Raw genomic sequence first — 11,695 nt, 5'->3', positions numbered from 1 at the left:
CGCTATGGGATTTCTGGTTGATAAGTGGGGAAAATGTGGCATATAATGAATTCAATTCATATATATTGAGGTGGATGGAAAATGAGCGCACCAAGCCTTCAGTCTTTTCAAGAACAAGTTTCCGAACTGTTGCTCCGTCACCGCAGTTTGCTGGATGTTTTGTCGAAAATGGGACAAACCAACGCGGCCGCCGTCCGTTCCGTGACCAAGTCCGTCACCGAATGCGGCTGCATCGAGCTGCATGCCACCAAGCAGGATTTCGAGCCGGGCATGGACTTGCAGCACGCGAAAGAGACGATTGCCAAGCATGTTCATGGCGAGTTATGCGAAAACTGCAAAGACGCCATTATCAATGAGCTCGGACGCAACCTTTTCTATATGTCCGCCCTTTGCAATTTGCTCGGGATTCAAATGGACGAGATCATCGAGCGGGAATCCCAGAAATGCGCCACGTTGGGACTTTTTAATTTATCGTAAGGGGCTGCCGGTGACACTAAGGCGCTTAACAATCCACGAAATGTAAAAGTGCAGGCCTTTTTCGCCTAAGTGCCCCTGAATCGGCTCGTCAAATGCAAATGTGCAGTTCATTTCCGGTTAAAAGCCACTTTTTCTTCAAATTACCGATATTCAGATGTGCTTTTGCATTTCAATCGCCCAAAAACGGAGATTTACGATAAATGAACTGTGCTTTTGCATTTGGTAACAGAGAGGGTTTCTCATGCCGTAAAGTCAACCGCAGCAGCGCTTATCATACTTATACTTAAAAAGGCATCGATCCTTCCGTCCGGCGGAGATCCATGCCTTTTTTCGCATATCAGCGTTTCGGCCGATACAATTCTTCCGTTTCGTTTTCGTCTCTTCGTTTACGGCGGAGCACCCTGCCGATATTTTGCCGCAGTCCATAGGCGGCGTACAGCAGCAGCGGAATGAAAATCAGCTTGGAAAGCTGATCCGGAAATGCCACGGCGAGCACAACGGCGGCGATGACGACGATGGGCGTATATACGACCGCTTTTTTCGGCAGGCCGATTTTTTTGAAATTCGGATACCTGACGGTGCTGACCATCAAATAAGACAACAAAACCATGGCCGCTGCGCAATAAACCGCCGAGATATCTTTATTAAACAATGACAGGGTGGCCGCCACACCGCCCGCCGCCGGGATCGGCAATCCGACAAAATATCCCGGAGCTCCCTTTTGCACGTTGAACCTTGCTAATCTCAAAGCTCCGCACATCGGGAAAAGAGCCGTCACCACCCACGCCAAACCGGGCTGAAGTTCCGGAAAAGAGACCAAATACATAATCAGTGCAGGAGCGACGCCGAATGAAATAATGTCCGATAAGGAATCGAGCTCTTTGCCGAATTCGCTTTGGGCATTCAGCGCCCGCGCGACCCGTCCGTCCAATCCGTCGAGCAGCATGGCGACGATCACCATAATGGCCGCTAAGCTGTAACGTCCTTCCAGCGCCATTATGATCGCCAGCATTCCGAGCAGCATGTTCCCCAAGGTGAACATGTTAGGAATCGATTTCGTAAACATTTCTTTCACCTCGAAAGATATTCCCGAACATCATCCGCAGATGATAGGGGAATTAAATTTGTCTGTCAATGAATACCTGTTCCTGAAGGCGTTTCAGCCCTTCCTTGATCGCCCGTGCCCGAACTTCGCCGATCCCGTCCACCTCGTCGAGCTCCTCGATGCTGGCCATCATGACGTTCGGCAGCTGATGGAACCGCTCCACCAAATTGTGAATGATCACGTTCGGCAGACGCGGGATTTTATTCAGCACCCGGTAGCCGCGCGGAGAAATAAGTTCCTCGGACGTCGCCATCGCGGCGGGATAACCGAGCAGCCGGGTAATGTGATTGTCGTCAAGCAGTTCGTCATCGGTCGACCGCTTGAGGCCCAAAATAATCTCGCGAATCGCCTCGTCGCTGTCTTCTTTGGCGTAGTCTTTATACAACAGCCAAGCTTCTTCCTCCATATTGCTGACGAGCTCCTCCATCTGCATGCTGATCAGGCGCCCCTCCGTCCCGAGCTCGTTAATGTACCGCTTGATCTCCATCTTGATGCGGATCACCATCTCCACCCGCTGAATCACGTTCACCACTTCGGGCAATGAGACCAGCTCCTCAAATTCGGAGGCGGTCAAATTGGTCAAAGCCTGATTGAGCACCGCTCTGTATTTTTCCAGCGTTTGAATCGCCTGATTCGCCTTGGTCAAAATAACGCCGATTTCCTTAAGCGCGTACCTTATGTTTCCCTGATACAGCGTAATGATGTTGCGGCGCTGGGAGATGGAAACGACAAGCTTGCCGGTCTGTTTGGCCACCCGTTCGGCGGTGCGGTGACGTATCCCCGTTTCCGCGGAGGAGATGGAGGAATCCGGGATCAGCTGCGTGTTCGCGTACAGAATCCGCTTTAAATCTTCGCTGAGGATAATCGCCCCGTCCATTTTGGCGAGCTCATAGAGATAGTTCGGCGAAAAGTCGCAGTTGATGGAGAAGCCCCCCTCCACGACCTCCATCACCTCCGGGCTGTAGCCGACGACGATCAGCCCCCCGGTTTTGGCCCGGAGCACGTTTTCGAGCCCGTCGCGAAAGGCCGTCCCCGGAGCGACTAGCCTCAGCAATTCATTCATTTTTTCCGTTTGGGTAGTTTCTTTCATCATTCAATGCCCCCTAATCTAACGCAACAGCTAGCGCATCTGCAACGGTATTTACGCCAATCAACTCGATTCCTTGCGGTCCTTTCCATCCTTTCATGCTCTTCTCCGGCAAAATCACCCGCTTAAAGCCCAGTTTGGCTGCTTCCTTGACCCGCTGCTCGGCCCGGGACACCGCCCTTACCTCGCCGGTCAAGCCCACCTCTCCGAATATGACGTCGTACGGCTTGGTCGGTATATCGCGGAAGCTGGACGCCACGCTGACGGCGATCGCCAGGTCCACCGCCGGTTCATCCAGCTTGGCGCCGCCGGCCAGATTGACGTAGGCGTCCTGATTTTGCAGGAACATGCCCATTCTTTTTTCGAGCACGGCTAGAATCAGGTTCATGCGCTGATGATCCACGCCGGTCGCCATCCTGCGCGGGGAGGGAAAATGCGTGGCCGCAATTAAGGCCTGCAGTTCCACCAGCATCGGCCGCGTTCCCTCCATGCTGGCCACGACCGTGGAGCCCGCCACCCCAAGCGGCCGTTCCGACAGGAACAGCTCCGACGGGTTGGCGACCTCGGTCAGGCCGGATTCATTCATCTCGAAAATGCCGATTTCGTTGGTCGAGCCAAAACGGTTTTTGACCGCCCGCAGCAGGCGGTAAGAGTGATGCCGTTCCCCTTCAAAATAAAGCACGCAGTCAACCATATGCTCAAGCAGCCGCGGGCCGGCGATCGCGCCTTCCTTGGTCACGTGTCCGACCAGCACGGTGGCGATTCCCTGCCCTTTGGCGATGCGCATGAACCGGGCCGTGCATTCCCGCACCTGCGATACGCTGCCCGGCGCGCTGGTCACTTCCGGCAGGTACACCGTCTGAATCGAGTCGATGACGAGAAAATCCGGCGCAACGCTTTCGATCGCCTCTTCGATGCCGTCCATGCTGCTTTCGCACAAAACGAACAGTTCGGGAGAAAGCGCGCCGAGACGCTCCGCCCGCAGTTTGGTCTGGCGTACGGATTCCTCCCCCGAGATATACAATACTTTAAGCCCGGACCGGGCCAATTCATGAGACGTTTGCAGCAGCAGCGTCGATTTGCCGATTCCGGGGTCTCCGCCGACGAGCACCAGCGACCCGGGGACAACTCCCCCGCCAAGCACCCGGTTCAGCTCACCGATTCCCGTTTGAATCCGGGGTTCCTTGCCGCTCTCTATATTTATGATCGAAAGCGGCTTTTCTTTCGCATGAAATAACCCGGAATTCAGCCCTTGCGTTTTGACGGTTTTCACCGTTTCCTCCACCATTGAGTTCCACGCGCCGCACCCCGGACACTTGCCGTACCATTTGGGCGATTCGTAGCCGCATTCGCCGCAAAAAAACTTTGTTTTTACTTTAACCATTTATCTCTCCTTCTCATCGACGCAAAATATGACAAATCTTGCAAATCCGGTTCCGCTGATGTATATTCAAATTTTACCATTCTTTGAGAATTCACGTAAAGTTTTTAAAGCCTTTGCAAAAAAAGAAACTGGATGAAAAAAAGCAGCTCCAAAGCACCGCTTGGAAGCTGCCTTTCATATATTTCATCGGCTTTAACATGGTTCTATTTTAGGCCTTACCTAAAAGTCAAGGACTTTTTAGCCTAGATTTACGCATTTTTGACAAAAGTTCCTGTGCGCTCTACGGTCAATTCGCCGTTCTGTTCGTCGATCGTCAACGAATCGCCTTTCTTGACGTTGCCGGTTAAGAGCTCTTCAGACAGGCGGTCCTCGATGTGCTTCTGGATCGCCCGGCGCAGCGGCCGCGCCCCGTAGGCGGGATCGTAGCCCTCTTTGGCCAGGAACTCCTTCGCTTTATCGGTCAGCGTAAAGTCAACGTCGTATTCGCGCAGCCGCTTGCGCAGCTCCTCGGACATAAGCGAGACGATTTGACCGATATGCTCTTGCTCCAGCGAGTGGAACACGATAATCTCGTCGATCCGGTTCAGGAACTCCGGACGGAAGCTCTTCTTCAGCTCTTCCATCACTTTGCCCTTCATGTTGTCGTAATCCGCTCCCGCATCCTGCACCGCCGTGAAGCCGAGGCGCGTATTGCGCTTGATCGCTTCGGCGCCCACGTTCGAAGTCAGGATAATCAGCGTGTTGCGGAAGTCGACGACCCGGCCTTTGGAGTCGGTCAACCGGCCGTCCTCCAGCACCTGCAGCAGGATGTTGAACACTTCCGGATGGGCTTTCTCGATTTCATCGAGCAACACGACGGAATACGGTTTGCGGCGCACCTTCTCGGTCAGCTGGCCGCCTTCTTCATAGCCGACATATCCCGGAGGCGCTCCGACGAGGCGGGCGGTCGAATGTTTCTCCATGTACTCCGACATATCGATGCGGATCACCGCGTTCTCGTCGCCGAACATCGCTTCGGCCAGCGCTCGGGCCAGCTCGGTTTTCCCGACGCCCGTCGGGCCAAGGAAGATGAACGAACCCATCGGCCGTTTCGGGTCCTTAAGGCCTGCGCGGGCCCGGCGGATCGCCCGGCTCACGGCTTTCACCGCTTCATCCTGGCCGATCACCCGCTCATGCAGAATACTCTCCATATTGAGCAGGCGTTCCGTTTCCTCTTCCTTCAGCTTGTTCACGGGGATTCCCGTCCAGCTGGCGACGACCTGGGCGATATCTTCCGGCGTCACTTCGGAATCGGTGCGGCCTTGTTTTTCTTTCCATTGGTTTTTCGTCAGCTCAAGCTCTTCGCGGATCTTCTGTTCGGTATCGCGAAGCGCCGCCGCTTTTTCGAATTCCTGGCTTTGCACGGCCGCGTCCTTCTCCTTGCGGATGTCCTCGAGCCGGCTTTCCAGCTGCTTCAGATTCGGCGGTACCGTATAGGTGTTGAGCCTTACTCTGGACCCGGCTTCATCGATAAGATCGATCGCTTTGTCCGGCAGGAAGCGGTCCTGGATATAGCGGTCGGACAGCTTAACGGCTTGATCAATCGCTTCATCGGTGATTTTCACGCGGTGATGCGCTTCATAGCGGTCGCGCAGCCCGTGCAGAATTTGGATCGCTTCTTCCACCGACGGCTGGTCGACCGTAATCGGTTGGAAGCGCCGTTCCAGCGCGGCGTCTTTTTCGATGTACTTGCGGTACTCATCGAGCGTCGTCGCCCCGATGCACTGCAGTTCGCCGCGGGCCAGCGCCGGCTTCAGGATGTTCGAAGCGTCGATCGCGCCTTCCGCGCCGCCGGCCCCGATCAACGTATGCAGCTCGTCGATGAACAGGATAATGTTGCCGGCCTGGCGGATTTCGTCCATGATTTTTTTCAGGCGGTCTTCAAATTCGCCGCGATATTTGGTTCCCGCTACGACGGAGCCCATATCGAGCGTCATGACGCGTTTGTCGCGCAGCGTTTCGGGAATTTCGTTGTTGATGATTTTTTGCGCCAACCCTTCGGCGATCGCCGTTTTACCGACCCCCGGCTCCCCGATCAGGACCGGGTTGTTTTTCGTCCGGCGGCTGAGCACCTGAATAACCCGTTCGATTTCCTTGCTGCGGCCGATGACCGGATCAAGGTTACCTTCCTTGGCGGAGGCCGTCAAATCGCGGGCCAAGCTGTCCAGGGTTGGCGTATTGACATTGGCCGGCGCGCCGTGATGGCTGGAGACGGCTTCGCTGCTGCCGAGCAATTGCAGCACTTGCTGGCGCGCCTTATTCAGGCTGATGCCAAGGTTGTTCAGTACGCGCGCGGCGACACCTTCGCCTTCACGAATCAACCCGAGCAAAATATGCTCCGTGCCGACGTAAGTATGGCCCAGCTTGCGCGCTTCGTCCATCGACAGTTCGATTACTTTTTTGGCGCGCGGCGTATAGGCGATATTGGTGGGCTGCTCTTGTCCGCGGCCGATCAAGGTTTCAACTTCGTCCTGGATTTTCTCCAGGCCAAGTCCGAGCCCGATCAAAGCCTTGGCGGCAATGCCTTCGCCTTCGCGAATGAGGCCAAGCAGCACGTGCTCCGTGCCGATATTGTTATGTCCAAGCCTTACGGCTTCTTCCTGGGCTAAGGCCAGCACCTTCTGGGCGCGTTCCGTAAATCTTCCAAACATCATCTTCTCCTACACCTCCATAGTTAATTTACCTTTTATTTCCCCATTCGTTCACGAATGAGTTTGGCGCGGTACATATCCCTTTCTCCCGGGGACATGCTCCCGCTGAATTTCTTTTGCAAAAAACCAGGCTGCGTGAGCACGTTCAATTCGTTCAGCACCTCCGTGGGTACCGAATCGATCAGTCCGAGATCCACGCCGAGCCGGACGTCGGACAGCCGCTGCGCGGCTTCTTTGGAATCGATGATGGCGGCGTGCGACAAAATCCCGTAGGAGCGCATCACCCGGTCCACCATCCGAAGCCGAGATTCCCCGATCAGCTTCTCTCTGGCCGTTTTCTCATGCTGAATGATCTGCAGGACAACCCCGTATAAATTTTCTATAATCTCCGCTTCGCTTTGTCCTAGTGTAATCTGATTTGAGATTTGAAACAAGTTGCCCGTCGCTTCGCTGCCTTCCCCGTAGATGCCGCGCACCGTCAATCCCACCTGCGACACCGCCGACAAAATCCGGCTGATCTGCTGCGTCAGTACCAATGCCGGAAGGTGCATCATCACCGAAGCCCGCAGGCCGGTGCCGACATTCGTCGGGCAGCTGGTTAAGTAACCGCGGCGATCGTCAAAAGCGTAATCGACATGAGCTTCAAAAATATCGTCGATCGCCGTCGCTTTCTCCCAAGCCTCCTGCACCTGGAATCCCGGATACAAACATTGGATTCGCAGGTGGTCTTCTTCGTTCACCATAATGCTGAGACTTTCGTCTTCACTGATGAACACCGCCCCGCTTCTGGATTCGTTCGCCAGGTTGGGGCTGATCAGGTGCTTTTCCACCAACACCCGTTTGTCAAGCTCGTCGAGGTCCGCAAGCAGGACCGGATGAAGCTTGCCGTAGGACTTCAAGCGCTCGTCGGACAGCACGGTCTGCAGCTGCTTCAGCACCTCTTCCGACTGCTGGTTGGTGGCCAGCATCGGGAAAGGCTGGTGCTGGAGGTTGCGGGCGATCCGCACCCGGCTGCTGATGACGATGTCCGACTGTTTGCCCTCCCGTCTCATCCACTCGCTTAGCGGCTGTTCTGTAAAACGGAGTTTTGACACCCTGCATCCCTCCTACTCTGCGGAAATATTCTTCTCAAGCTCGCGGATCTGGTCCCGCAGCGCTGCGGCTTCCTCGAATTCTTCCTGCAGGATCCGATACTGCAGCTCGCGTCGAAGATCGTCGAGCTTGCGTTTGACTTGAATGTGGCCGCCGGTCCGCTTCGGCACCTTCCCGACATGGACCGTGTTGCCGTGAACTCTCTTGAAGAGCGGGTCCAGGCGGTCGTTAAAATATTTGTAACAAGAGCTGCAGCCGAAACGGCCGATTTTGCTGAACTGGGAGTAGGTCATGCCGCATTCTTCACAGCGTACGCTTTCGGGACTTTTGGTTCCGGAAATCTGGCCTTTGCTTGACGGGCTCAAATCCAGGAAACCCGACAGCAAGTTGTGGATCGAAAAACCGCCCGAGGTCCCCGGAAGCATCTCCCCTTTTTCACGGGCGCAGGCCTCGCAAATGTGAAACTCCGTCTTTTCCCCGTTCACGATTTTGGTGAAATGCAGGGTTGCCGGGCGCTTGCCGCATTCTTGACATTGCATAGGTGTCCCTCCTTTATGGATTGACTGCTAATAACCTCCGCTCACCCTAACTCAACAAAGCAATCAGCATCGCTTTCATTAGTTTTGCCCGAATCTGGTCGCGGTACGGCAATTTGATCGCCAGGACGTCACGGGAGATGGCGGAACGCATCAGCGCCGCTTCCCGGCGGCTTAAGAACCGGGCTTCTTCCAGTTGATAAATGAGCCCTTCGGCCGCGGTCTGCCCGATCTCGTCCCCGATCGTTTGCTGCAGGTGGGTGTGCAGCGAGGTTGGACCCGGCAGCTCAATCCGCCGAATCCGCACGTAACCGCCGCCGCCGCGCTTGCTTTCGACAAGGTACCCTTTCTCCAGCGTGAACCGTGTACTGATCACGTAATTGATCTGCGACGGCACGCAGGAAAACTGGTCGGCAAGATCGTTACGCTGAATTTCTATCGTTCCTTCAGGACTTTCATGCAAAATACTCTTGAGATATTTTTCAATGATATCTGAGATATTACGCATTCACTCATCCTCCATTGTTCCAAACGTGAAGCTCCTAAAAACTCATGCTGTACTGTTCTACCGGCTATCAGCAGAATATGCCGCCACCGGGCTTCTGTTGACTTTGACTTTCTTTGACTTTATTCTCATTATACCATATTTTGATCATTTGCCAAGAGGGTTTCCGCAATCAATTTCAGTGTGATCGACCAGCGGCGAAAATATTCGTGCTCCAGGGGCATCAAAAAAGCGAAAAACGCAGTATCCGGCCCATTGGACTTGCTTAATCGGTTTTTCGACATTTTAGCGAAACAAGCTTGGCCCCTTTTGCCCCCAAATGACATTAAACGTCATTACCCGGGGATTTCCCGCTAATATTGCATCAAATTCTGGTCTGACAGATACATCTCCGACCACGAAACAATTCTAACGGTTGCCACAACCGCTATTTATTCCAAAAACGTTGGATTTCAAACTGTAACGGATGCCACGGCGCTTATTTCACTGAAATCCGGCTGATTTTGCTTAAATTCAGGCAGATAAGGGCGCTCACAACCGTTAGAATTTGGATAAGGCCCCTTTTCGTAAAATAGCCGCTGCTGCAACCGTTAGAGTTCCGATGGGCAATAGGTGGGCAACAGTATTGATTCGAAAAGCTGGGTTTTAAAAAAAGTCGGAAATATCCTCTCGGAGTCTGCTGTATAACTTAGTACCCTATCCATCTCATCCCGCTGCAGCATTCCGAAAATACAAAAAACACCGCCGAGTGATCGGCGGTGCTCTTCTTCATGCTTGGCGGCGTCCTACTCTCCCAGGACCCTTCGGTCCAAGTACCATCGGCGCTGGAGGGCTTAACGGTCGTGTTCGGGATGGGTACGCGTGGAACCCCTCCGCCATCGCCACCAAACGATTCAAGGTTAATCCTTGAAAACTGGATACGAAACTTGATTTGCGTGTTAGCCCCTATTCAGTTCCCGGGGTCCCCGAAAAGTAATCGGAATTACCTACGAAGCCTCGCGTCACTTTTTGGGGTATATTTTTGGGCCCCGCCAAAGTACTCGGACTCAGCTTCGAAGCTTCACGTCACTTTGGTGGGTAGAGTTTTGGATAAGCCCTCGACCGATTAGTACCTGTCAGCTCCATGCATTGCTGCACTTCCACCTCAGGCCTATCAACCTCGTCGTCTTCAAGGGGTCTTACTAATTGGGAAATCTCATCTTGAGGGGGGCTTCACGCTTAGATGCTTTCAGCGCTTATCCCGTCCGCACTTAGCTACCCAGCTGTGCTCCTGGCGGAACAACTGGTACACCAGCGGTGCGTCCATCCCGGTCCTCTCGTACTAAGGACAGCTCCTCTCAAATTTCCTGCGCCCACGACAGATAGGGACCGAACTGTCTCACGACGTTCTGAACCCAGCTCGCGTACCGCTTTAATGGGCGAACAGCCCAACCCTTGGGACCTACTTCAGCCCCAGGATGCGATGAGCCGACATCGAGGTGCCAAACCTCCCCGTCGATGTGGACTCTTGGGGGAGATAAGCCTGTTATCCCCAGGGTAGCTTTTATCCGTTGAGCGATGGCCCTTCCATGCGGTACCACCGGATCACTAAGCCCGACTTTCGTCCCTGCTCGACTTGTCAGTCTCGCAGTCAAGCTCCCTTTTGCCTTTGCACTCTGCGAATGATTTCCAACCATTCTGAGGGAACCTTGGGGCGCCTCCGTTACTCTTTAGGAGGCGACCGCCCCAGTCAAACTGCCCGCCTGACACGGTCCCCGTACCGGCTTACGGTACCGGGTTAGAACTCCGATACGATCAGGGTGGTATCCCAACGGCGCCTCCATGGAAGCTTGCGCTCCCACTTCCTAGGCTCCCACCTATCCTGTACAAATCGTATCAAAGTCCAATATCAAGCTGCAGTAAAGCTCCATGGGGTCTTTCCGTCTTGTCGCGGGTAACCTGCATCTTCACAGGTATTAAAATTTCACCGGATCTCTCGTTGAGACAGCGCCCAAGTCGTTACGCCATTCGTGCGGGTCAGAATTTACCTGACAAGGAATTTCGCTACCTTAGGACCGTTATAGTTACGGCCGCCGTTTACTGGGGCTTCGGTTCACAGCTTCGGGTTTAACCCCTAACCGCTCCCCTTAACCTTCCAGCACCGGGCAGGCGTCAGCCCGTATACTTCGCCTTGCGGCTTCGCACAGACCTGTGTTTTTGCTAAACAGTCGCTTGGGCCTTTTCACTGCGGCCCCCTCGGGCTATAAACCCTACCGGGGCACCCCTTCTCCCGAAGTTACGGGGTCATTTTGCCGAGTTCCTTAACGAGAGTTCTTCCGCGCGCCTTAGAATTCTCTTCTCGCCTACCTGTGTCGGTTTGCGGTACGGGCACCTTCTCCTGGCTAGAGGCTTTTCTCGGCAGTGTGAGATCATGACCTTCGGTACTGTAAATTTTCCCTCCCCATCACAGCCCAGCCTTACGGTGTGCGGATTTGCCTACACACCAGCCTCACTGCTTGGACGGGGCATTCCATCGCCCCGCGTCACTACCCTCCTGCGTCACCCCATCGCTCATAGCGGATTACGGTGGTACAGGAATTTCAACCTGTTGTCCTTCGACTACGCCTTTCGGCCTCGCCTTAGGTCCCGACTTACCCTGAGCGGACGAACCTTCCTCAGGAACCCTTAGGCTTTCGGCGGATCAGATTCTCACTGATCTTTTCGTTACTCATACCGGCATTCTCACTTGTGTACTCTCCAGCGCTCCTTACGGTACACCTTCAACGCATACACAACGCTCCCCTACCCCTGAATCGACTTCACTCCTGCTTCGAAGTCCT

At 54.3% G+C, this 11,695-nt stretch carries 8 protein-coding genes and 2 rRNA genes (1 of these 10 running past the window's edge); 1 reads left to right on the top strand and 9 read right to left on the bottom strand.

What is annotated here, in order from left to right:
• Window positions 1–81: 81 nt before the first annotated feature.
• Window positions 82–477, top strand: coding sequence for a hypothetical protein (locus NYE74_RS07585; protein ID WP_036619468.1), 396 nt, complete (start codon window positions 82–84; stop codon window positions 475–477).
• 337 nt (window positions 478–814) lie between these two features.
• On the opposite strand, the gene pssA is transcribed toward NYE74_RS07585, so the two are convergent.
• From pssA to NYE74_RS07540, 9 genes are all read right to left on the bottom strand, one after another.
• Complete coding sequence (gene pssA, locus NYE74_RS07580; RefSeq protein WP_124333527.1) at window positions 815–1,543, bottom strand: CDP-diacylglycerol--serine O-phosphatidyltransferase; 729 nt, start codon at window positions 1,541–1,543, stop codon at window positions 815–817.
• Between the two features lie 52 nt (window positions 1,544–1,595).
• The gene (gene disA, locus NYE74_RS07575; protein WP_036619465.1) at window positions 1,596–2,672 is read right to left on the bottom strand and encodes a DNA integrity scanning diadenylate cyclase DisA; all 1,077 of its coding nucleotides are present in this window, start codon (window positions 2,670–2,672) and stop codon (window positions 1,596–1,598) included.
• Window positions 2,673–2,685: 13 nt separating this feature from the next.
• Complete coding sequence (gene radA / locus NYE74_RS07570) at window positions 2,686–4,053, bottom strand: DNA repair protein RadA (protein ID WP_036619463.1); 1,368 nt, start codon at window positions 4,051–4,053, stop codon at window positions 2,686–2,688.
• A gap of 248 nt (window positions 4,054–4,301) precedes the next feature.
• A complete protein-coding gene (gene clpC, locus NYE74_RS07565; protein WP_036619462.1) occupies window positions 4,302–6,746 on the bottom strand; it encodes an ATP-dependent protease ATP-binding subunit ClpC in 2,445 nt (814 codons plus the stop codon).
• A 32-nt stretch (window positions 6,747–6,778) separates the two neighbouring features.
• Window positions 6,779–7,837 (bottom strand): protein arginine kinase, encoded by a 1,059-nt coding sequence (locus NYE74_RS07560; RefSeq protein WP_036619460.1) that lies wholly within the window; start codon window positions 7,835–7,837, stop codon window positions 6,779–6,781.
• A gap of 12 nt (window positions 7,838–7,849) precedes the next feature.
• Window positions 7,850–8,374 (bottom strand): UvrB/UvrC motif-containing protein, encoded by a 525-nt coding sequence (locus NYE74_RS07555; RefSeq protein WP_036619458.1) that lies wholly within the window; start codon window positions 8,372–8,374, stop codon window positions 7,850–7,852.
• 46 nt (window positions 8,375–8,420) lie between these two features.
• Complete coding sequence (locus NYE74_RS07550; protein ID WP_036619456.1) at window positions 8,421–8,879, bottom strand: CtsR family transcriptional regulator; 459 nt, start codon at window positions 8,877–8,879, stop codon at window positions 8,421–8,423.
• 769 nt (window positions 8,880–9,648) lie between these two features.
• Window positions 9,649–9,765: ribosomal RNA gene (rrf, locus tag NYE74_RS07545) — 5S ribosomal RNA — on the bottom strand.
• A 196-nt stretch (window positions 9,766–9,961) separates the two neighbouring features.
• Window positions 9,962–11,695: ribosomal RNA gene (locus NYE74_RS07540) — 23S ribosomal RNA — on the bottom strand; it runs 1,327 nt beyond the window's last position.

Source organism: Paenibacillus sp. FSL P4-0127, assembly GCF_038007325.1.
GTDB lineage: Bacteria > Bacillota > Bacilli > Paenibacillales > Paenibacillaceae > Fontibacillus > Fontibacillus macerans.
Note: the sequence above shows the minus strand (reverse complement) of the source record. Positions and strands in the feature narration are given on the sequence as shown.